21 protein-coding genes are annotated in these 21811 nt (G+C 48.3%); 3 read left to right on the top strand and 18 right to left on the bottom strand.

Going from position 1 to position 21811, the window contains the following annotated elements; translation table 11 throughout:
- Positions 1-286: 286 nt before the first annotated feature.
- The 8 genes from PV407_RS24415 to PV407_RS24385 all read right to left on the bottom strand — a co-directional run bounded on the left by PV407_RS24415 (position 287) and on the right by PV407_RS24385 (position 8565).
- Positions 287-556, bottom strand: coding sequence for a PqqD family protein (locus tag PV407_RS24415; RefSeq protein ID WP_332092619.1), 270 nt, complete (start codon positions 554-556; stop codon positions 287-289).
- Positions 557-580: 24 nt separating this feature from the next.
- On the bottom strand, positions 581-1780 hold the full coding sequence (locus PV407_RS24410; protein WP_332092618.1) for an ABC transporter substrate-binding protein: 1200 nt from the start codon (positions 1778-1780) through the stop codon (positions 581-583).
- A gap of 89 nt (positions 1781-1869) precedes the next feature.
- Positions 1870-3010, bottom strand: a protein-coding gene (locus tag PV407_RS24405) for an IS630 family transposase (RefSeq protein WP_442951701.1) whose coding sequence is annotated in 2 segments (ribosomal slippage) — positions 1870-2563 and positions 2562-3010 — 1143 coding nt in all. Because the reading frame shifts where the segments join, the coding sequence is not laid out codon by codon here.
- A gap of 100 nt (positions 3011-3110) precedes the next feature.
- Complete coding sequence (locus tag PV407_RS24400; protein ID WP_332092616.1) at positions 3111-4013, bottom strand: asparagine synthase-related protein; 903 nt, start codon at positions 4011-4013, stop codon at positions 3111-3113.
- Positions 4013-4459 carry a lasso peptide biosynthesis B2 protein gene (locus PV407_RS24395; RefSeq protein ID WP_332092767.1) on the bottom strand — a complete coding sequence of 149 codons (447 nt, stop codon included), beginning with the start codon at positions 4457-4459 and terminating at the stop codon, positions 4013-4015. The genes PV407_RS24400 and PV407_RS24395 overlap by 1 nt, the downstream gene beginning before the upstream one ends.
- A gap of 387 nt (positions 4460-4846) precedes the next feature.
- On the bottom strand, positions 4847-6544 hold the full coding sequence (locus PV407_RS24390; RefSeq protein WP_332092615.1) for a MutS-related protein: 1698 nt from the start codon (positions 6542-6544) through the stop codon (positions 4847-4849).
- Between the two features lie 1075 nt (positions 6545-7619).
- Positions 7620-7808, bottom strand: coding sequence for a helix-turn-helix domain-containing protein (locus tag PV407_RS29640; RefSeq protein WP_442951700.1), 189 nt, complete (start codon positions 7806-7808; stop codon positions 7620-7622).
- The gene (locus PV407_RS24385) at positions 7729-8565 is read right to left on the bottom strand and encodes a cupin domain-containing protein (protein WP_332092614.1); all 837 of its coding nucleotides are present in this window, start codon (positions 8563-8565) and stop codon (positions 7729-7731) included. Before PV407_RS24385 ends, PV407_RS29640 begins: the two co-directional genes overlap by 80 nt.
- Before the next feature lie 116 nt (positions 8566-8681).
- Here PV407_RS24385 and PV407_RS24380 point away from each other — a divergent pair, with 116 nt between their 5' ends.
- From PV407_RS24380 to PV407_RS24370, 3 genes are all read left to right on the top strand, one after another.
- Complete coding sequence (locus PV407_RS24380; protein ID WP_332092613.1) at positions 8682-9032, top strand: hypothetical protein; 351 nt, start codon at positions 8682-8684, stop codon at positions 9030-9032.
- Between the two features lie 181 nt (positions 9033-9213).
- Positions 9214-9570 carry a hypothetical protein gene (locus PV407_RS24375; RefSeq protein WP_332092612.1) on the top strand — a complete coding sequence of 119 codons (357 nt, stop codon included), beginning with the start codon at positions 9214-9216 and terminating at the stop codon, positions 9568-9570.
- Positions 9571-9981: 411 nt separating this feature from the next.
- Positions 9982-10452, top strand: a complete 471-nt coding sequence (locus PV407_RS24370) for a hypothetical protein (protein ID WP_332092611.1) — start codon at positions 9982-9984, stop codon at positions 10450-10452.
- A gap of 202 nt (positions 10453-10654) precedes the next feature.
- Here the strand turns inward: PV407_RS24370 and PV407_RS24365 are convergent, their stop codons facing one another.
- The 10 genes from PV407_RS24365 to PV407_RS24320 form a co-directional block, all read right to left on the bottom strand.
- Positions 10655-11272, bottom strand: a complete 618-nt coding sequence (locus PV407_RS24365) for a hypothetical protein (RefSeq protein WP_332092610.1) — start codon at positions 11270-11272, stop codon at positions 10655-10657.
- A 73-nt stretch (positions 11273-11345) separates the two neighbouring features.
- Positions 11346-11918 carry a hypothetical protein gene (locus tag PV407_RS24360; protein ID WP_332092609.1) on the bottom strand — a complete coding sequence of 191 codons (573 nt, stop codon included), beginning with the start codon at positions 11916-11918 and terminating at the stop codon, positions 11346-11348.
- 197 nt (positions 11919-12115) lie between these two features.
- Complete coding sequence (locus tag PV407_RS24355) at positions 12116-12268, bottom strand: zinc ribbon domain-containing protein (RefSeq protein ID WP_332092608.1); 153 nt, start codon at positions 12266-12268, stop codon at positions 12116-12118.
- Positions 12269-12544: 276 nt separating this feature from the next.
- Complete coding sequence (locus tag PV407_RS24350; protein ID WP_332092607.1) at positions 12545-12832, bottom strand: hypothetical protein; 288 nt, start codon at positions 12830-12832, stop codon at positions 12545-12547.
- A gap of 37 nt (positions 12833-12869) precedes the next feature.
- The gene (locus PV407_RS24345) at positions 12870-15329 is read right to left on the bottom strand and encodes an extracellular solute-binding protein (protein ID WP_332092606.1); all 2460 of its coding nucleotides are present in this window, start codon (positions 15327-15329) and stop codon (positions 12870-12872) included.
- Between the two features lie 137 nt (positions 15330-15466).
- Positions 15467-15694 (bottom strand): hypothetical protein, encoded by a 228-nt coding sequence (locus PV407_RS24340; RefSeq protein WP_332092605.1) that lies wholly within the window; start codon positions 15692-15694, stop codon positions 15467-15469.
- A gap of 998 nt (positions 15695-16692) precedes the next feature.
- A complete protein-coding gene (locus PV407_RS24335) occupies positions 16693-17208 on the bottom strand; it encodes a hypothetical protein (protein ID WP_332092604.1) in 516 nt (171 codons plus the stop codon).
- A gap of 359 nt (positions 17209-17567) precedes the next feature.
- Positions 17568-18494, bottom strand: a complete 927-nt coding sequence (locus PV407_RS24330; RefSeq protein WP_332092603.1) for a phosphotransferase family protein — start codon at positions 18492-18494, stop codon at positions 17568-17570.
- Positions 18495-18836: 342 nt separating this feature from the next.
- The gene (locus tag PV407_RS24325) at positions 18837-20162 is read right to left on the bottom strand and encodes an ABC transporter substrate-binding protein (protein ID WP_332092602.1); all 1326 of its coding nucleotides are present in this window, start codon (positions 20160-20162) and stop codon (positions 18837-18839) included.
- Positions 20163-20187: 25 nt separating this feature from the next.
- Positions 20188-21747 carry an extracellular solute-binding protein gene (locus tag PV407_RS24320; protein ID WP_332092601.1) on the bottom strand — a complete coding sequence of 520 codons (1560 nt, stop codon included), beginning with the start codon at positions 21745-21747 and terminating at the stop codon, positions 20188-20190.
- Positions 21748-21811: the final 64 nt, after the last annotated feature.

Below are 21811 nucleotides of genomic sequence, written 5' to 3'. Positions count from 1 at the left end.
CTTCCCCTGCTCCGAAACCTTCATCATTCCGAATTGATCCGTAAGGAAAAAATGTTCGTTATCAAACTTCCACCTGCTTGCAGTGTTCCATTTATTAATTCCGATAAGGGGAGCCAGTGAATCAATCCTAGGAATTTTGAGATGATCCATGAAACAAACTTGAATCGGGTCGTCAGTGGTATGATTTATCATACTGATTGCACGGGTAGCACATTCCTCCGGAACCCAAGGCAAATCGAAATTGTGGAGTTGATTAAAACAAACGATGTTCTTTTCCGAGTGTATACTATTCACTTTCAATGAACCCCTTCGATTGTAGTAGCTTTAAAAACTGATCAATTTCATAACGTATTTCGATCTGTTCGATATCATAAAATTCCTTTAATTTTTCTATTATTTCATCTATATCGGCTGGCTGCTCCAGTTGATTCCAAATATCTACCCCAAATTCATTTAACTCACCAAATAGCCCCAATTCCAGATCACACAGTAAGTTTTGTTGCATCACTTCTTGTAATATGACACCTTGCTTTCTTTTATATTTTAATTGGGCCACATCGATCACCTACTCAATTGATAATTAATCCCTATACAAACTTTTGTTAAACATTTTATATACTGTATAATAATCCTTTTCAGAAATGTCCTCTATTTGATCCCATTTCTTCGGATAAACATATTTGATGCCGGATGGCAGAGAGTTATATCGATTCAACCACTCCTTTAGTAATTCTTCCGTGAATGTAATCGGAACATGTCCGCTTTTTGCTACATGAATCGCTCCTTTGCCAGCCATATATTTTAGGATATCCCAAGCTTCTTTATCATGTTTACTCGAATTGGAGACAGCAAATGAAATAGGATTAATCGCTGTAAAATCCGAGTTTTTATGGTTGGGAAGCGGAAGAATGTTCCAGGAAAAACCCCATTCTTTTTGATAATACGGTAATGATGTAGTTAATTGTAATGACATCGCAGCTTTTTCAGACGAAAAATCATCTATATTTACACCACCGACGATTCGTGTATCGCTAAACTCTTTTTTTGTAGCAGGCCGCACCTGGTACACTCCATTTACCATATTCTCAAAAAAATTACTGGTGTTTGTAATCTGGAGCGAATCGTTCAACCACGTGTATCCTTTATTATTCTGTACTAAATAAGTCATTGGGAGTAGCTCCAACATAGACGAGGAAAAGCCCCATATTTTTTTATCAGAGGACGCCAGCTTTGCCGTCAGATTATTAAAATCGTCCCAAGTCCATTCATTTGTAGGAATATCTATTTGCTTCTCCTTAAACAGCTCCTCATTAATCACTACCGCTAAAGGTGACTCAATTGCAAATGGAAACATGTATACTTTCTGGTTATACTTCACCTTCTCAAGCACCCTACTTAATTGACCCATTTCTGCTTTTTCCATATTCATAAATGGGGTCAGATCCTTTAGGAGATTTTGAGAACTCCAATCCTTCATAGTGCCTGTGCCAAGAAGCGTAACAATATCCAATTCACCGTTTTTCATCATTTTTTGTGCTTCTCTTATGCTTTCGTCATATCCGCATCCGCAGCTTACATTCCTTATCACATATTGCGGAAACTTCGATTGCAAGGCTTCTATGAGCGGCTTTGCTTCGTTTTCTATTCCAATTGGCATTATAGATAAAGTGGGAAGATTCTTTTGTTCGGAGTCCGTATTTGCAACTATATCTGGTTTCTGGCAAGAAGCTAGTAATAATCCAAGGCAACTAAAACAAAGTAAATATGCGAATTTTTTCAACAATTTCCCTCCAATCTATACCAAATTACGGACGGGCCCTAATAGGGCCCATCCATCATGATCATTTGGTTAAGAAAACTAGTATCTCATCAATCTTTAAATTGTGGATAAAGGCGTTTTAGTTTGATTCTTGCATCGGAGGTCGTGAACTGCCAGTCCACGCCCCTTTGGCTTTGGTTTCGGACGCTCTCCCATGCCGATAGTTCACGATCCAATTCGGAGATGGAAGGGATACGTCGTCCCAGACATTGGCTCGTCATTACGCTAAGTTCAATCTCCGCGATATTTAGCCAACTGCCATGCTTGGGGGTGTAATGGATCTCCAGTCGCTTGGCCAAGCGACGAGCGATTTCGGGCTCGAATGCCTGATAAAGCGAAGCGATGGAATGGGTGTTCAAATTATCCATCACTAACTTGATCCTTGGTGCTTTCGGATAATAAATCTCCAGCAATTCGCGGACTTGCTCCGCCCAGTCGATCCGGGTTCGCTGCGGTCGTACCGTGACATGACGCCAGCCCGCTAAAGGTTCCGTGAAGAGGAAGATGCTGCAAGTTCCATTGCGAACGTACTCACTGTCTTCCCGAAGCGGCTTGGCGGGCTTCATTGGAATCGGCTGCCGGGCTTCGTCCAGGAGTTGATACGGTTTTTCGTCCATGCAAATGACCGGACAGTCGGCATCGTAAGGCAATTGATAAATATCCAGCACATCCTCCATGGCCGCGACAAACGCTGCATTCTGTTCAGGCGGAATGCACCAACATTTACGAAGATGAGGTTTGAGTTCGTTTTTTTAAGACCTGCCTGACCGTTTCGTGAGAGATGCTATCGATGTAATTCAGCTCGACCGCCCGATCAGCCAACAACTCCAGAGTCCAACGGCTTCTTCCACTTGGCGGCGCGCTGCAACTGAGAGCGATGATTTTGGCCTCGACTTCACCGGTTACTTTTGGCGCAATGGGAGGCGTGACTCGCTTTTTTCTTCCGACCGCACCTTCCCAACCTTGCTTGGCATAAGCTTTTCGAACGTTATACACGGTATTGACGTGCACTTGCATGCGCTCGGCGATCTCTAATTCTTTTAAGCAACCGCCGGGCCTGTTTTCATCAGCGGCCAGCAGAATTAAAGCACGTCTGATGGAGCGTGCCGATGATTTCCCTTTAGAGATGAAGGTTCGTAACTTTTCTTGCTCTTCCACCGTTAAACGAACAGGGTTTTGGATTGGACGCATCTATGGATACCTCTTTTTAGCACTAATATACCATATCCATCCAATCTATACTATTAGAGTTGAGAGAGTACTAGTGCTAATCATGATTTGAACTGCAAAATCAAAAAAGTGGAAAATCGGTGTCAACTCTTATTACGTCGACAACTTCATTTATGTTAAAAAGGTCACAATCATTCATAATAATGCTTTCTACTTTATAATGATTTGTTGTATGTTCAATAAGTGCCTTTTCATCACCAAACTTCCCCGGATAACACCAACTAACGCATAAGATTTCCTTTTTGTCATGTATTTTTTTGGCACTTTCAATTAACATATTTAATAAGGAGGTTGAGTCTATCCCCCCGCTCAACAAAAGCCCCACTGCCGATTCTTCTTTCCATAACCGGTCCGCGAATGAAGTTAGATTCCCATAAATACGACTTTCCAAAGAATCCAGGTCCTGAACTTGATTCGATAACTGGGGGAAGTACCATCTTCTTTGTTTCTCCCATTCGTAACCATTGAATACAACAGCATGACCACTCAATAGTCTTTGGATCTCGTTATACGGTGTTCCATGTACATAAGGATTACCCATAAGTGAGTATGTTGAAATATATCGCCAGTTTATAGTTAATTTTTGAGTCCGATTAACAACTTGTTTAACCCAATCCAAATTATCGCTTGCAACGATACTACCTTCAACAGAAGCATAGTATATTCCGACAGGAGCGAGCCCTCTTTCTTCTAAATATATTCGGAGATTTCCGGCATCAGTTATAGATATAGCGGCGGTGCTTCCCTCCCAGGATCCGAAAATGGATACAGATCTAGTTGTAACACAGGAATGTTCAATGCGGCCATCAGTTTCATTGATCTGAACAGACCACGGATATGTAGCAAAAATGAAAACATTACCTTCTTGAATGGAAATGGCGGACGGGTCGTCAGAAAACTTTAGCTTTGAATGAACTCCAGGATTCGATAGATTTTCCTGTGTTTGCGCTACCAAAAAAGACATTACTTGATCACCCCAATTTTCTGAAATGCGATTCTCTCATTCGGCGAATCAAATAATATGGAGCCATCGTCAAGTTCTATCCAAATATGCATGAGATATGGACGAAACCTCACTCCATAGGCCAATGAAATTTTGAGTCCGAATAAACTAAATATTAGTGCTGCAGCCAAAGCTCTTTCTGTACATACTGTTGGGAAAGGATTCAAAATAATAGCTAGCAGTATCGCTTCTTTAACAGACTTAATGTATGTTTCGCTATCTTTAATCCGCCCCGAAATTGGAAATCTTCCGTAGAGCAAATTATATATCGATCCCGAAAGTTTGTTGATATATCGAATTGCTTTCCAGGTTTTCAAATATTTAAATGTTATTAAAAGTGGAATAGCAACTATGAAAACTAGATATTTCATCACGGCATTTCTAAATTTCAATAAGGTCAAAATCATCACCTACTGTACCCACTTTTTAACTAAAATTTCAATAAACCAATACTCGGCAGTGGCTCGTCAATCGGATGCACCTTCGTTATGATAGTCAAGCGTTCATAGCTTAACTCTGAACATCCAGACTTCGTCAAGTTCCCGTATCCCGGGAATTACTAATGTAGTTATCATATATGGTATTAAAAAGGAAAATCTTTGTATTATTTTTCGTTTTTTTTATACACATATTGTAATATTGTTCGCAAATTTTGTTGTTTTGTTCAAACAAAAATTGAAAGCGCAACAATACGTTAATATAAAAATGGCGGAGCAGAAGGCTATCCCTGCACTGCCATTTTTCGTCTTCAGTCATTAGTTATCCAATGTCTCAAACCTCTACGTACCGTGTTGTTATTTGGATGATTCGCCCAAGAGAGTGTCTTTAATCAATTCTCGTTTTCGAAGGGTGTCCCTGATTTGGTTCAGGCTGATCCCGTATTGATTCGCAATGTCTTCGGCGAAACTTCTTCCTTGGGGAGGACTAGGTACGACCTTGTAAGTTCGCGTTGCTTTCCCATCCTCGCTTCGTTTCACACAGGAAACCATGCTGATTAGCTTGCCATCCCCTTCCTCTTCCGAATTGATCATATCGACACTCGCAGCCAATTCATGAAGGTGCGTGGCGAATACCGCCCTGCAGCCTAACAATTTAATTCCTTTTACAATGTCGATAGAAAGATACAAGCTTTCCCCAGGGCTTGTGCTCGACAAAGATTCGTTTAGCAGCAACAAGCTATAGCGTGTCGCATACTCGAATATGTCCGCCAGCCTTTTGGATTCTTCCCCCAATCGGCCAAACTCAATGTTCGGTTTCTCTTCCAGACTGAAGTGAGTAAATATTCGGTCAACGGGGCTCATATGGGCTTTGCTCCCTGGAATATAACATCCGGCTTGGAACAACACTTGTGCTAGTCCAATGGATCGGGTATAGGTCGTTTTGCCTCCTTGATTCGGTCCTGTCAAAATAAAAACGGTTCCGTCGGGACCGAATTCGATGTCATTTGTAACAATCGAGGTTATTGCATCCCGTCCGTGAAAACGTTCGGACATTTTCATGGCTAATATAGGATCGACCAAATTTTCTATGCGACATATGCGTTGCTCGATCGGGGCAATCATCGGTTTACACATCTGTATCCCTAAAGCCTCTAACTTCTCAATATATTTGGCCATACCTATGTAGAAGCATAATTCCCGTTCCAAACTGGTAATAAGACGAGTGTTTATGCTGGTATATTGCCGAATTGTGGCTAAAATAGGTAAAAACGCCCCCTTGAATATGCCATGCAGATCGTCGAATAGCGCATTTTCAAATGGCGTAGGGGTATCCTTCTTCGCAATGCTGTGAAACTGGGAGATTCCCATATAGCCTTCTTCATTCGAATTCAATCCCAAAAACTTGGATAGGATCGACCTTTTCTTGATCGGATTGGATTCCACGGACAGGAACACCGCTTCCACCGGTCTAAGCTCGCTATCCAAATTGATGCCGATCGTAACGCTCGACATATTTTGCAGCTTTCCATTCAACAGCGGAAGTTCGGCCGCTAAAGATTGAAACTGGGCAGATTTCAGTGTTGTTTCAATCAAATCGTCCAGCATCCGTAAACCTTTGGATTTTATGTTGTACCTAAACTTTTTCATTATGGAATTCAGCTTGTACAAACATTCTACGTAGACGTTTAATGTCTGTAAATGCCATGCCATTTTTCGGAACAAATCCGCTCCGGCGACAAATTTTCCATCGTTGTAGCTATCTAATTTATGAATAACCGGAATAATGTCATCGAAATAAGAGGTCAAGGCAGGGTTAATGACAAAATCTTCGATGATGTCCAGACGATATTGAATTACAGCTGGATCGCTGCAAAAATGAAGCAGCATCTGTTTGGTTTCATCTAAAAAATGGGGATTGGAACAAATTTCTTGAGCGATTTGATCGATTCCCAAATCGAAAATGTTCTGTTCCGTTAAATTTACGGAATGCCCGAACTTTTCCTTACTCTCCAACGATGGCCAGAGTAAACTGACGACATAAGCTTCTTCCATCCTTGAACCCCTTTCGAAAAATTAACTTTTTTCTATTTTACAAAAATTCTGTACTTTTTGGAAAAAAACCTGCGACGGAAATGACCTGGAAACGAAACGTGGTAAAAAAATACATCACGATTCGTTGATCGAAGGAGGCGGACGTGGAGAATCGTTAGGCTCATGCGTCACAAACAAGAATATGGTATATTGCCGAGACTGTGCGCTCGGTCGTCGTCACGACGGGCGTGTATGACGTCTACGACAAAGCTTTCTCGACGCCGCGGTTTGCAGCTTTCCGGTTGTAGGATGTTTTAGGATTCTTCGGAACCCGGTCCGGTTCCCGTCGGCTTGAAGGGCGAATTCCATGGCTGCAGCGCGTACCCGTTGTAGAAAAGAGCACCAGATCATTGGTCAAATATTGGTAAACGTGATCGAAGTAGCGCGGGAGCCTTATTACGGCAACATCCATAAAGACATGTAAAGCGACGTGCTGCTCTTCTTGCGAATCCCGGCCCCAAGGACAAACGAACTCGCCAAAGAGGGATGGAACGAAAAGGTAAAAGACCGATATTTCCGCTTCTGGTTGAAACAGGAGTAAGATGGTCAGGAGGCTAGAGACAAAACCGTTGGAGAGATTGACGGCTTCAGCAAGCGAGAGGCATCGTCGGCGATGTTGGCTTCCTCCACACGAAGAAGTTCTCCCCGTTCCACACAGGAAAGGATGAACTGACCGACGATTTAAACATGTATAGGTGAACGACTTTCCGCTGGCAGATCTTACGTTCCAATCCCTGAAAGATATTGCTGTGAATCGGAAGAAAAAAGCGATTTTTTCGACTAGACGCGACTTTAACGTCCTCCTTGAAAAGACGGTAGCCCAACCGATTGCGGAACGGCGGGCTGTGCGAATACGATCGGTAGCGACGGGAAGACCACCAGTACAAGTGGCCACGGAGCGAAGTCCGAAACATCTGGAAGCTCCGTTCCCTTTGGAAGCATACCCCCGCCTGCCAAGCAGGGCAAGGAAACGCCGGCGTGCAACCTGCACGATCATGGATCGGCAAGAAACGGGACACGAACGGCGCGAAGATGTCTAATTCGTTCGATTCCCCTCTGCTATACTGAACCCAGACGAACGGAGGTACTGCTCGGATGTCATGCCCGTCCTTTCGAAAAACAAGTCGCAAAAGTACGGCGCCGTTTTATAGCCGACCTGCTTCGAAATGCGCCCGATCGGCAATCCGCTCGTTCGCAGCAATTCTTTGGCCACTTCGATGCGCATATGGAGCAGCTTTTCCTTGAACGACATTGTAGTGCTGCTTCAACACGCGGCCCGTCTGTTTCGGACTCAAGCTCAGCCGCTCGGCCAGCTCGTCTATCGTCAAATTTTCGTTGTAATGTCGGAAATATTGATCGATCACCCGACAGCGCATCTCGTCGAGGACCCTCTCGGGAAACAGTGCCGGGTATTCAGGCTGCCGGTCCATCGGCAGCAGCCGGACGAGATGAACGATCAACAGCGAGAACAAGCTTCGCACGATCGTACAGGCGCCGGCCGATTGGGCTTGAATTTCCGAACGGATTTCGTCCATCAGCGAGACGATTTTACGATTGCGCTCGACATGATCGGAGCGGAAATAAGTTATGCCGGACAGCGCGGCCGCGATCCGTTCCGCATCCTTGGACGGGAGCGACGCATGGCGACCGGGAGTTTCCAGATAAGAAAACCGCATCGTCGTGCGGACGAAGCTTTGCCGCGCGCTCGCCTGAAAGGCGTGGAACACGTTCGGTCCGAACAAATGAAGGGTGCCCGGCTTCAGCTCGTATTCGGCGTTCCCCATCACCAGGACACCCGTTCCATCCAGAATCGTATGAAGCTCGTACGTGGAATGGTTATGGCTGGACAAAGGTTCCTCGACCCGGCCCGGCACGAACGTTCCGTCAAGGAAAACGTCGATCTGCAGCGAGTCGACGAAAAACCGAATGTTCAATTGTTCCAAAAAGCTTTTGTGTAGGCTGGGGTTGTCGGCCATGTACATGTGCGATATCCCTCCCTGTGCAAACGCTTTCCGTACCCTCACACTACCATATTTAGGGCGCGGTGCCGATATGAGAAACCGTTTTCGGGATCGGACAAAGAAAGGAGTGAACCGGCATGGCGGATGATGAAGGAAAGTACGTCTCGCGGATCGCCGTCCGGGAATGCGCCATCGAACGCCCTGGCTACGCTCTGCTTAATGCGGTTTCGGCTTATGCGCGCAACGAAGCCCAGCCGGGGTGCGGACGGCTGCTGCAACTGATCAACCGGTTCGGCAAGTCCGACAGCGGCGAAGGCATCCTGTACCGGATGTCCGACGACAACGGACGGACATGGCGCGATGTCGCCATATTCGATCCCTCCTACCAGCTCGGCCACGGCCGACACATCATGCGCAAAATCGCCGGAGATTGCTTTTACGACGACGCAGCCGGCGTCATGGTGCGAATCGTGACGGAAATGCTGTAGGAAAACGACGAGATTGCGTCCTTGTTCAAAAAACGGCGAATGTACTACTGCCTCTCCTTCGACAACGAAGCGACTTGGACGGATGCGATCCATATGCATAAAAACGGAGAAGGCTACGACAAAAACCGGATGTTCCCCGGCATTACGTTCGAAGCGGCTGACGTACGACGACGGTCAGCTCATGTACTCGTCCTCCAGCTGCCCGGATTTGATCAAAGACCGCCAAGGCCGCATTTTTTATACCGGAAACATCACGGACCGCAACCCGAACGGCAATTTGCCGCGATATCCGTTATGCATAGCCAGGCTGAATCCCGATACGTTAACGATCGAACGCGACAGCGTCACCGTTATCGATACGAAACGTTCGTCGCACGTCGATCAGGAGCAAGCCGGCGCCCGTTACCCGGTCGACTTTTCCAACCATCATTCGTATCTCGATGCGGAGGAACATAAGATCGACGTCCACGCGCCGTTTCGAGCCGACCTCCATCGTTTCGAAACGGCGATCAACAAGTACGACGTTTACTTGAAATGAACGCTAGCTTAAAACGGCAGTACCAAGGGGGGACTATCGTTGCTATATAAAAAAGGAATACCGCTTACGGCAATCTGTCTTGCTTTAACGGCCTGCTCCAACGGCGACGCCGGCCGCAAGTCCGCATGACGGAAACGCACCCGCCGGTGCGGCTTCCGATGTCCGCAACGTAGCGGATGCGCCCGCGACGCTAACGTTTACGCAGCCCGGTCTGTCCGAGGAGCTGTTCAACGCCCGGTACGGGGACCAAATCCGCAAAAAATTTCCGAATTACACGATCCAATATATAAACACGACCTCGGCCAATTTCGCCGATACGATCGCCACGAATCCCCAACTCGATATCGGTACGATCTTCCAATACAATAAGACCTGTTCGACAAATTCGGCGTCGCGTATCCGAGAGACGGCATGACTTGGGACGAAACGTACGAGCTCGCGCGCAAGATGACGCGTACCGACGGAGGCGTGGCGTACAAAGGGCTGATGTTCGCCTGGGAGCATATCGTCGGCTGGAACCAGCTGTCGGCGCTGTACTTCGATCCGGCGACGAACAAGGCCCAGGTCGCGACGAACGACAACGTGAAGCGCGTATACGAGAATGCGGCCCGGTTTTGGAAAATACCCGGCAACGAGCCCCCTGACAACAAGTACAATCTCGGCAAAATGCGCGACTGGTTTTTGAAAGACCAGACGATGGCGATGTACTTGGATGCCGACGGCCTCATCAACTTGACCAGCGCCAGTACGCTGAAAAATTGGGATTTGGCCAAGTTCCCGGTATTTCCCGACAAGCCCGGCGTCGGACCGTCGCCGAATCCGACGCTCGCCTTTATTACCAAGCTGAGCAAAAACCGCGATGCCGCGTTCCTTTCAGTTTGACCATGCTTTGACACCGGCCCCCTTTCAAAATAAGAAACCGTCACGTTTGTGCGATATCCTTCAAGCTTTGACCACCGAACAAGCTGCCCCTGCCCTGAAATCTCCCGATTTTCGGATTTTATATCGTATTCTTGCAGATGTAAGCCTTATAATCAGGCTGCCGTCGTGTTGTAATAAGATTGAGCTCTCGTATCCTTTTGTTCTAACTTTTTATTTTTGTTTTGTTTACCATCGCCTTAACGATGCGGCACGACAGGATCAGGGCACCCGCAACAGCTACCAGGCTATAACTAAGCGGAGTTGACGAAAAGTAGATGGATTGAGGCGGTTTTTTCGCATTTGCTTTGTGAGCCTGATAAAATTGATCGAAGACAGAGACATACTCATCATTAGAATGATTAAGGACTTCTGCCACCCGGTCTTCCCGGATAATGCCGACGTTGTTTGAATCCGCCACACCGGATAAGGTATTGTCCGGCAGTTTGCGCTGCAGGATCAATAACGTTTCTTTTTGACTATCCGGATAGCTCTGATGTACGGCCAGCCCCCCTTCCGATTGCTTCAGGACGGCCATATCCGATTCAAGGTCTCCTTTTAATATTCGATCGATCTTAACATGAATAAGCTTGACTAGGTACGGGCCAGGTTCATTTTTCCGATGAGGGAGGTTTTCAACCCTAATGATGCTGCCGGTAAAAATCACATCCGCATCTTCCAACATACGATCCGGAGAAAGAATCAAGGCTTTTCCATAAGAAGGGGTATTGCCCTGGTAAATCAGCAGGCAGCATACGAAGACAAAGCATACAAAAGAACGCATTTACGATCATCCCTTCTCTGCCACGTCGCCCCCGTGAGTCTCTTATTGATTATGAACGCGATGACGCGCTTCTTCACCGCTTTCGCCTCCTCCATTGAATAACCCAAATTGTAAGAGCAACGGCTGCGACAGAGAGCAAATCGACCAAGAGCTTATTGTATTCTTGTTCTTCGTCCCCGAATGTTTCCGCTTCGGCGGCTTCAAGGCGAGGCTGTTTTTCGATTTCGCGACCTTGGCCTAACGCCTTTATATTCTCCCCGGCCTTGGATAATTCCACGGTTCCGTAGCAAAAATTGGTGTAAGATTCCCCGTTTTTATCGTACGTATATACCATATACGACTTGCCCTCTTCAAAATTGAACCCGCAGGAGTCCCCTTTGTTGTAAACGATCGTCCGGGACTGTTCGACGCCCTTCCAGACCCGATCCACTTCAAACAAAACGGCGTGTGTGCTGGGACCGTTTTTCTCCTGTACATATTGAATCTCAATCACGTTGCCGGAAAAAACCTTCTCCGCCCGATCCAGCTCCGCTTGCGGCTCCAGCTTCGGGCACCAACAAGCGTAGCTCGTTTCTGGAGCAATCGATAAAGACACGATGAAAAATACCAAGGGAAGCAGTACTTTAAGAACCGTTGCTTTTCTCATAACGGGAACCTCCTTACACGACAATTGTTAAGGATCCGTTATATTCATTTTACTCTCCAATAAATGGAAGGTTGCGCACTAACCCACCAATGCCAAAAAATGGGCAGCACCTTATACATAAGTCTGCCGCCGCGCCCCTTATTCCATCAACCGAAGAAGAAATCAAGAACGTTTAAACCGGCCGACGCTTGTTTATTTTAAAATTCGGAATATCCGCAATTTGTGCAGTACACCACTACAAATTGATTGTGCTGTATATCGAACATTTTGGAAAGACCCGTGCCGGTCATCGCCACTTCTTTCGTCCTTGCGTCTTTGCTTCCGCATTTGATACATCCTTTTTCTCTCATGCACCATCACCCCTTACCAGTAATGGTTCTTTATACGTTTCCAAGGCCTGGCAGGTTGCGTTATAACGGCAATAAGCCCTGAATGAACATCCCTATTCCGTTTCATGAAACGACACTGCCGTTCCTGATATGAACGAATTCTCCGGCAACAAAAGCACTCTTCACGATCTCCTTATCTTGTCCTTCGTGCTCGGCATTCCCCCCTTAATGGCAAGGAGGAAAGCAAGAACGGCAGGTATGATTAATGCAAATATAAATAGAAGCATCGCCCACCCGTTACTGTACAAACTTTACTTTGGATATCCCGGCGATCAAGGAGTACATGTAGGCAAACATATTGATTATTGTGAAAATAAAGCCGATCACAACCATCATTACTCGACTGTTGGTCATGTTCCGCTTGAGTCCTAGCAGGTTCAGCAGAAACGATGCGGTGACGGCAAGGGTTGAAGTATATGCAAGAGCGGCGCCGGCAAGAGGCTCCGATTCCGCCGCGGCCGCGGTTAAACAAAGACCGAAAAGAAGCAGCACCGCTCCCCATACAGCCATATTGATTTTTTTCATTCGGCATTTCCCCCTTTAACCAATAATGCCCTCCACTTCATTGGTGCTTATTTGTCTCATCCAACCATCCATCAAGCTCGGAAGCTAATCGTGAAAGTTCCATTTGCACTTCCGCTTCCGAGCTAAGAGAAACAAGATGACTCAACATATTTTTTGCCGAAGCGATCGTTTTGATTTTGGGGTTGCGGCAAATGACCGGCTTGACGGCATGATTCAATTCGTCTATGAATACCTTCCATTCCGGCTTGTCGTTCAGCTTAAGCCTGTGAATGGAAGATCGGGAGATAAGCATTCCCTGTTTCGACCAATCCACCTGGAATTCGCTTTCCGGGTTAAGGACCATATCCCTCATGAACTTCCAGGCCAACCGTTGCTGCTTGGAAGCGGCGACGATGGACAGAGCGGCCTCGATCCATACCGCATTGGCCCGAACCCCGCTCGCCAGGCGGGGCAGCGGAGCGACTCCGATCCTTTCTTTCAGCTCCCGGTTACGGGCAAAAAAAGAATAGTTTCCGATTCTCCCGACACCCATTCCCGCATGGCCGGAGGAAATTTCTCTAAGAATGGCGTTGGTCCCATTGGGCACCTTTTTTACGACATCTTGGCTGTTCTTCAGCAGCAAGGCGAACGCTTCGACGACCGGCCGGCCATCCAAATATCCGGTAAAGTGGCTATTGTCGGGTGACAGCATGCTGCCGCCGTTGCTTTGTGCAAGGGATTCAAATAAATCCGGGATGATCGGAACCGCGCTGCCGTACATCTCCTTCCCCCGGGCCGTGTTGGCCGCTTTCAATTGGACCGACATGGCGAAAAATTGTTCCCATGTCCAATCCTCTTTCGGCTCCGGCAGATTCGCTCTGTTGAACCAATCTCTGTTATAGAATACGGCCAGCGGTTGAGGAGACATCGGGATCCCTGTTAATTGTCCGTCCTCTGTCGTCAGTTCGATTAGCGGTTTGTACAAGTCGTCGAGCGTTATTCCATCTTCCTTATAAAAGTGAAGCAGATCGACAAACAGGCCCTGTCTGCTGAAAGCGGCATCATAAGGCCAAAAGACGAGGTCTACAGCATTGGATCCGCTTATTCGTTCCAAAAATTTGGCTCCACGGAAATCGGGTACAGGCATTGTGGCAATGGTAACCTCTATCCCGGGATTGGCGGTTTTGAAAACTTGTGCACCTTCGACGAACGTGGATATTCGGTACCTGAGTGAGCCGTCGTCATTGTTGGGTACAAGAATCGTCAAAGACCGTTCTTTCGAACTTGGCTGTTCCGGGGGCATTACGGCTCCTGATGAGTCACGCGCATCATCCATATACTGTTCCATCAAAAACTGCTTCCATTCCGCCTCAAACCGGCTCGGTGTGCGCTCAAAGACGGATTCGAGGTTGTCCGGGTCTCGAAGCAGACGGTGGAGGGCGTCCCAGCTAAATCGGGTTACGATAAAATCAATCAGGGTATAGCATAAATCGATGCCACCAATCTCTAAAAACGTAAGCCAATCCACGACCCGCAAGTAGGTTATCGAGGGCAGTTCACGTTGTCGGTACCTGGAAGTTATCCGGCTTCGCACTTGTTCGCGGGACAATCCTTGCCCGACATACCCTCCTATCCCATATACGAGAAAAAACGGTATTTGCGGACTCAATTGCTTGGTTAACGCCATACTATACAGAGCCAAAGATTGCCGGACGATATCGTGATAATCAACTTCCGGATTTAAAGGTGAAATGATCTTCACAACGTTCAGCTTACCGAAGTTTCCGGTGCTGGTTTTTTTGGAGGGATGCCCTTCGGGAAGCATTGGAAGCATCGACTCTCGATCGGGATAAATCTCATACGTTATTTTTGTGTGCGGGGTGAAATGTAAAGACGATGTAATGCGCCGGAAGTTTTTGCGCAAAATGGCCGCGAAATCGTCGGTCACCTTCCGGAATTCCGGACCGCTTTGCCCGGTTTCCAGCATATTGACCATGTTGATGTACTGCTTGGGATTGAAGGGCGCTGCTATGTGCCAGTTTTCCAAGTCATTTCTCATTTTTCCGAGGCAGCGGTACATCCTGTTTTTGATCATGCTTTCATTCAATTTCAACAGCTTGGCGATGTCGCGGAATGAGTAGTCGGCAATATAACGCAGCGTGAGAATTTCCTGGTCGATCCGATCCAGTTTATTGAAGGAAGTACCGAGATCAATTTTGAAATCCACCTCCTTCGTGAAGTCGGTGGTTATAAAACGCGAAAAGCTAGTCTCCTGACCTACCGGCACCTCTTTGGCGCGATACGCCCTACTTGCTTCGTTCACCATGATATTGGAGGCAATGGAATACAGCCAAGTGTACAAGCTCGACTTGTTTTGAAACGAGTTCAGCGACTGACTTGCCTTGAGAAACACCTGTTGCGTCAAATCCTCCGCTTGATCGTTTCCGGCTTTGTAGGCGATATACCGCTTGATGCGATCATAATGCTCCATTAACAGATCATTATCATGCCAATTCACCGATCGGTCCACCTCCCAGGTATGTTAGACAGTTCAAGAGCGGAAAAAGACACAAGTTTAATTCTAATTTTTTCCGGCTCCGGACGAAACGGGGGATTTAACGGACTGCGGTCCGAGCAGCGCCTCAATCGCTTGAATCAGCTGTGGAGAACTGCGCGCTCAATGGAGGAATCGGAGGAAGCTCCCGCATTGGGCCAATACTGTGCCAGTCCTTCATACGTATTGCCGCCAACGATTAGCGCATCCACCGTTTTGTAGTACGACAGGTAGTCTTCCAAAATTTCGTCGCTTAACGTCATCCGGCGTTCCTCCTGCGATACGACGCCGTCCAACGACATTGGCATGGTGATGATGATTTCGCCCATTCGATAGAGTCCTCCTAGTCATCCTCGCCCCCATCGTCAACAACATGGTCCTGTATTATGTTTTTCTGGACATCAAGGGAATCCGCACCCGATACGGGTCGAGTCCTTCCGTTGAACCAACCCTAGCAAAACGTTTCTGAAGCGGAGTCTATTTTTTTATCAAAAAACCTCCGAACAACGAAAAGAGACTGTACCCCTGTCGTTGGTACAGCCCCACTTCTTTTTTAATAGCCCGTCACCCGGACGGAGTCGATGTCGAAGGTCCCCGCCGAGACGTCCGGTTCGATCCTGGCATGAAGCTCGGCGGCCCATCTTCTGCTCCGGTATATGGCTATAGCTTCAAACGCCTCCCGAAACGATGGCACAGCGCCTCCATTTCATGAAACGGAACGGTATAGAACGTTAAGCCGTTCACAAGCGACTTCGTCGAGCCGGGCAGGGCGCAAAATTTGGAGAACAACTTCTCCGCTTCCCCCCGGTCGGTCGAAGTCCAGAATTGAACCTGCTCGACATCGGGATTGCCGGCCTTCATCTCGTCGACGAGCGCTTGCAGTCCGCTTATAAATAAAGAGGTCCGCCGATATTCGCTCCGAATAAAGGCAACCTCGACTTGGCATATATGCCGATCCTTATACTCATTGGCTCCCGTACCGTATACGAACCCTGCGGCAGCTGCAATTTCGTAAGGCTCTTCATCGATTACGAGCATGCCCTTCCCGAACAGCAAAGGGCTGCTTATAAAGCTAAGCTTCATCGCGAAGGAATAAGGCAAATTCAGCCCGGCGTGATGCTGAAGAAGAAAACGGATATATGCCTGATGATCCATTTCCATGTTGCAGGGTCGAAACTGGAACGGCATTACTTAGGCTGTGCTCTCAAAGCGTCGTTCAAGATCGCGATCCTTCCGAGCTTGCCGCCGGTTTTCTTGTCGAAACTAGGGGGTATTAAGGCCATGTGTATTCCTCCTTCGCTTGTATAAATCGGTTTCATGATTATTATTATACCTTCTCGAATTTGTGTAGGAAAGCCTTTAATTTGTTAATTTTGACACAAAATACGAGCTGTTCGATAGCCGCCCCTTCACGCGAATAGCTAGTCTCGGTAAATTTGGAGTACAGCCTGCACAAATATGCATTATCCGCGAGGGCGGCCAACCGGATTTCCTGCACTTCCGGATGCTCCCGCGCGATTTGGTTCACCATATACTGCAATCCGATAAGGAAAAGACGGGTACCCCGATATGCTGGGTCGGCAATAGCCATGTCCAAGAATGCGATATCTTTGTCCAGAAAATTCAGTTCCGGAGTTCCGTGGTAATAAGCGGAAGCCCCGATGACCCGCTTATCGGCGTCTTCGATGAAAACCAATTGGCCTTGCGTCACATGCGTATACAGCGCTTCCACCATGTCGATGGTATTAAAAGAAGAATGCAGGTCGTGTTTGTGATCGAGAACGAACACGCACACTTTGGCGAAATCGTCATCGGTTGTACAGCGTTTGCATTGCATGGTCATAGCATGGCGTTCTCCTTCCTGTTCCTGTTGAGCCGTCGCTCGTTTTTGGAGTGCCATCCGATCGGACTCAGTTCCCGCATGATCGGAATGCTCATATCGGTATTCGGGTTGTATTTCAGACCCCGATGCATAACGGCAAACACGACCGGGAGCAGATCAAACGCTTTTTGCGTCGGCCATCGCCCCATATGTCGAGCGCATACACGATTGGACAAACTGTAGAAGTTCGCTTTTTCATGAGCCTGATTATACGCTCCATGCTTGCATTTCCGCAATGGAGGAATAACATTAAAATCATTAATGTTTAAAGGTTGGCTATTGCTGACGGCCTGACGCAAATCCTGCTTGCGCTCTGTCGCTCAGGCATCCAGGTTCAGGAGAAATTGCCGCGTGCCTTGATAGGCATCTCTCCATCCCATCTTCGCGTAGAATCGAAGTCCGTCGAGTCCCTTGAAATAATAGGCACCGATTAACCGCTCCTTGAAATTCGGAATCGTGATGTCGGCTTTCGCTTGAAAGTCTTGGTACGCCTGAATAACGCTGTTCCACGGCATATGCCGATCGAGTATCGCAAGGTCCACGAGGGAATCGCCGTAGAGGCAATTGCCGTCAATGATGCCGGTAATCCGCGTGCCGTCCGACAAAATATTCCACTGGTGAAAATCCCCGTGGATAAACCCCCTATGCGGTTCGTTATACGGGACGTAGGCCATCAAGCGGTTATAAATTTCTTCGAAAACTTCCCTCTCCAAGCAAGACGTTCGATAGAGGTCGTGCCAGTTCTCCCAGAACGTCCCCGTCTGATCTTCCGCGTTGCAGGCAACGACGAAGTCCTTCCAAGATGCGTAAGTTCCATTGCCGTCAGGCCCGATCCACCCGTACCCGTTCGTTGCCCCGATATCCACAGCGGCCAGCTTGCTCAAAATGCCGATAAGTTCCGGCAGCTGACGTGCCTGTTCCTCCGCCGTGTAATCGGCTAGATTGCGTCCATCCATCCGCTCCATGATGATGTAGGCCAACTGGCCGGTTTTCCCCAGCGCTAAACATTTCGGAAAAGCGATGCCTTGGCCCGACAGCATGTTGGAGACATAGCGTTCCGCCTTGTACGCGCCTTCCAGATCGCTGAATTTGACGACATACCCTTTACCTTCGTGGACGAAGGAAAATACGCTGCTCAAGTTGCCGCCAGTCAACGGCGTAATCTCGGCCGCACCGGGTCCAAAATGATTCCGCAACACTTCCTCGATTTCGTTCTCGGCCAAGCTCGGTTTCTCATAGGTAGTCACGGTTCCGCCCCCCCGTTCATCAACGTACTCTCGGTCCAGTGGTTAGCGAATCTTAGTCGCCCATTGTTAACATAGCATCCCATAAATCATAAGCAAGGTAGTAAATAATTAAAACTATCCTGCTCCGTTACTTCAACAAACGAAAAAGGAGCCGCCACGCAGGAGCTCCTCCATCGGTATTCATGAACCGTCTGACGCCAGTTCATCTCAGTAATACGCCATCTATCTATCAAATCAGTTTAGATCGCTTGTGGAGTTTCAACACGGATCCCCATCCGCCACAACAATGTATTCGCTTTCATTGGAAACTGTCACCAAACACGCCTCGCGGAGGCAGCCCTCTTATTTTTCATTCGCTTGCTCCGTGGCGATGTACTTGTTAATCGCTTCTTCCGCGTTGCGCAGGGCGGTATTCAAGTCCACGGCTCCACCAGCAAAATTCACATACTCGGCCATTAGCTTCTTTCTGGATTCCACATAATATTTCGAGAAGTCCATCCCTGCGGCCGGCTTGCTCTTGAAGATCGATTGGAGATCAATGCCCTTCAGATGAGCCATATCCGCACCCAGCTGCTTCTTTATCTCCGGATTTTTGAGCGGCGAGAACTTGCCATATTTCCTGGCGACCTTCAGCTGCACTTCATCGGAGGTCATCACTTCGACGACCTTCATGGCGGCGTCCTTGTTCTTGCTCTGCGGCGTGACCACGATGAAGTGGGCGTCGAGATAGCCGTACGTGTTCGGCAATTCCTTGTAGCTTGGGTACTGTGCGACGCCCAGATTCAAGCCTTTATCCATCGCATCCTTCGTGCTCTCGAGCATATTGATAGTAGCGTACATGGCGACCGTTTTATTTTTCCAGAATGCATCCGTGTCCCCTGCATCGACCTTCGGCGGCATGTTGTTCGGAATGGATAAGATGTCCTTGCCCAACTGGAACACCTTGCGCCAAGAATCGTTATTCACATTCGCCTTCTGGTTCTTCGGATCCACCACGTTCGGAGAGAGCGAGGAAGACAAGCGAGAGATGTGCTCATAGGCCAGACCGCGGTACTGGATTCCGTTCTCTATGCGCGATACTTTCTTTCCGAGCTCGATCGCGTCATCCCAGGTCATGCCGTCCTTCGGATAGGCTACGCCGAACTTATCGAAGATGTCTTTATTGTAATACAGCGCGTTAAACTGCTGGTTGTACGGAATGCCGTACAGCTCGCCCTTCTCGGATAACGCTTTGACCGCATCGATCGCCACCGGCTCGAATCGGTTTAAATCCAAGTTGTTCTGCTTCGCGAGCGGAGCCATATCTCCGACCAAACGATAATTTTCCAGCGTCTTAATCTCGGCCTGCCAGCCGTTGATTAAGTCGGGCGTATCGCCTGCGGCGAGCATACCGGGGACAGTCATGCCACCGGACTGCGAGCGAATGAGCTGAACCGTAATGTACGGGTACTTCTTCTTGAGCGGCTCGACGATATAGTCGTTGAACATTTCGTCATTGGTAAAATTCTGGTACGTATACAGCTTCAACGTCACCGGCTCTTGGCGCGCTTCCTGCTTCGGTGCGGCATCCTCCGCCGCCGGCTGAACCGTTGTCGAGCCCGACCCGCATGCGGAGGTCAGACCCATCATCATGACCATCGGAATCCCTGCGAACACCCTTTTTTTCATAAATGAATACCCTCCGCGTTTTCAATTAAAAACTGCCCTTATTCTGCTCATACCATGCCTGCACTTGCTTCCACACCGTATCCCCGCTCAGCCGCTTCCACTCCTTCTGCAGCTCTGCCGCCCCCCACTCCGGAGTAAACTCGGCCCCGCCCATAATGACCTTATTATCGATTTCATCCGCCTTCGGATTGAACTCGGCAAGAAACGGGCTTAATTCCGGGAACGAAGGGGCGTAAGGAATATCGCTTCGGAATTTGTTTTTCAGGGCCGTTTCCAGCCCCAGCGCCTTCAGCTTGGCATATTTCTGAGACAGGGGATCGCCGGCCGCCATCTTCACCAAATCCTCCGGCTGCGGATTCCACCGGTTCACGATCGGGTACTCATACGCATACTCCAGCTCTTTTTTGTTCTTCTCCCCATCGAGCGCTTGAATGCCGGAATCCGTCTTCTTGTAGTGAACCCCCTCCACGCCGAATTTTAACGTGTACCACCCCTTGTCGACCATCCAATCGAGGAACTCGACGGCAGCCTTTGGATTCTTCATTGATTTGTTAAAGGCAATGAGCATTGAAGCCGGAGCCTCCTGCAGCAAGCCGAACTTCCCGTATTTGGTCGAAACCGCTTCAAGAGGGACGGGCTGGGCGCCGGGCACGTTCGTCATCAAATCCCGATATTCGGCATCCATGTGCCATGAGCCCAAATAAATGCCCGCCTTGCCTGTTACCCAGAGCTGACGCTCCCGCTGATAGCTCTTATCTGTAATGTACTCCTTATCCACCATGCCGCCGTCATACATGTTCTTCGCCATCGCCAGCGTATCGAGATACCTGCTCGTCAGACGCCCCAGCTGCATCCGGCCGTTTTCGACATACCAGGTGTCCTGTCTGGAAGCATACATCGCCGACAGATAACTCTTGAATTGGCTGTTGAAGGCAAAGCCCAGCGTATCGTTCTTCCCGTTACCGTCCGGATCGTTCTCCACGAACGCCTTGGCGACGCTCATGAGCTCGGCATCCGTCTTCGGCATCGGCAGGCCAAGCTTGTCGAGCCAGTCCTTGCGAATCCAAATGCCTTGATTAGCGATGGAATCGATGCCGCGCTTCGTTGCAACCGCATACATTTTTCCATCAATGGTCAGATAAGGCTTCAGCTCGGGGTGCTCGCTCAAATATGTCTTATAGGAGGTGCTGTACTTCTCGATGTAAGCATCGATCGGCTGAATCGCTCCTTGAGAAGCCAGCAGGGCAATATAGTTCCGGTCATACTCCCAGATGAGATCCGGCGCTTCGTTCGCTGCGAAGAGCGTGTTCAGCTTCTGCTGCGCCGTACTGCGCGGAATCGGAACCCACTTGACCTTGATTCCCGAATGATCGTTAATCCACTTCGTCCATCGGTTCTGCTCATAGGAGCCCTCTTCCGCAGGAACGCGTCCCCGGTCGAACATGGAGATACTAAGCTCCTTAGGCGGATCGCCCTGCACCGCATCCGTTGGCTTCCCCTCATTACAAGCGGATAACAGACCCGCCATGCCGAGTGTGACCGCCAGGCAGCCCCACACCCTCTTTTTCTCTCTTGGGAACCGCATGCCCTAAGCCTCCCGATGATTGGAATCGTTAGCCCTTGATCGAACACCGACCCACTTCCCCGGA

This window comes from Paenibacillus sp. GYB003 (assembly GCF_036577625.1).
GTDB lineage: Bacteria > Bacillota > Bacilli > Paenibacillales > NBRC-103111 > Paenibacillus_AB.
The sequence above is the reverse complement of the archived record's forward strand: the minus strand, read 5'-3'. Positions and strand labels throughout refer to the sequence as shown.

Bases quoted from the DNA above. Each gene is read 5' to 3' on its own strand.
- PV407_RS24400 (WP_332092616.1), bottom strand. From the start codon at position 4,013: ATGTCTTTTTTGGTAGCGCAAACACAGGAAAATCTATCGAATCCTGGA.
- PV407_RS24395 (WP_332092767.1), bottom strand. From the start codon at position 4,459: ATGATTTTGACCTTATTGAAATTTAGAAATGCCGTGATGAAATATCTA.
- PV407_RS24390 (WP_332092615.1), bottom strand. From the start codon at position 6,544: ATGGAAGAAGCTTATGTCGTCAGTTTACTCTGGCCATCGTTGGAGAGT.
- PV407_RS29640 (WP_442951700.1), bottom strand. From the start codon at position 7,808: ATGCGCATCGAAGTGGCCAAAGAATTGCTGCGAACGAGCGGATTGCCG.
- PV407_RS24385 (WP_332092614.1), bottom strand. From the start codon at position 8,565: ATGTACATGGCCGACAACCCCAGCCTACACAAAAGCTTTTTGGAACAA.
- PV407_RS24380 (WP_332092613.1), top strand. From the start codon at position 8,682: ATGGCGGATGATGAAGGAAAGTACGTCTCGCGGATCGCCGTCCGGGAA.
- PV407_RS24375 (WP_332092612.1), top strand. From the start codon at position 9,214: ATGTACTCGTCCTCCAGCTGCCCGGATTTGATCAAAGACCGCCAAGGC.
- PV407_RS24370 (WP_332092611.1), top strand. From the start codon at position 9,982: ATGACTTGGGACGAAACGTACGAGCTCGCGCGCAAGATGACGCGTACC.
- PV407_RS24365 (WP_332092610.1), bottom strand. From the start codon at position 11,272: ATGCGTTCTTTTGTATGCTTTGTCTTCGTATGCTGCCTGCTGATTTAC.
- PV407_RS24360 (WP_332092609.1), bottom strand. From the start codon at position 11,918: ATGAGAAAAGCAACGGTTCTTAAAGTACTGCTTCCCTTGGTATTTTTC.
- PV407_RS24355 (WP_332092608.1), bottom strand. From the start codon at position 12,268: ATGAGAGAAAAAGGATGTATCAAATGCGGAAGCAAAGACGCAAGGACG.
- PV407_RS24350 (WP_332092607.1), bottom strand. From the start codon at position 12,832: ATGAAAAAAATCAATATGGCTGTATGGGGAGCGGTGCTGCTTCTTTTC.
- PV407_RS24340 (WP_332092605.1), bottom strand. From the start codon at position 15,694: ATGGGCGAAATCATCATCACCATGCCAATGTCGTTGGACGGCGTCGTA.
- PV407_RS24335 (WP_332092604.1), bottom strand. From the start codon at position 17,208: ATGACCATGCAATGCAAACGCTGTACAACCGATGACGATTTCGCCAAA.
- PV407_RS24325 (WP_332092602.1), bottom strand. From the start codon at position 20,162: ATGAAAAAAAGGGTGTTCGCAGGGATTCCGATGGTCATGATGATGGGT.
- PV407_RS24320 (WP_332092601.1), bottom strand. From the start codon at position 21,747: ATGCGGTTCCCAAGAGAGAAAAAGAGGGTGTGGGGCTGCCTGGCGGTC.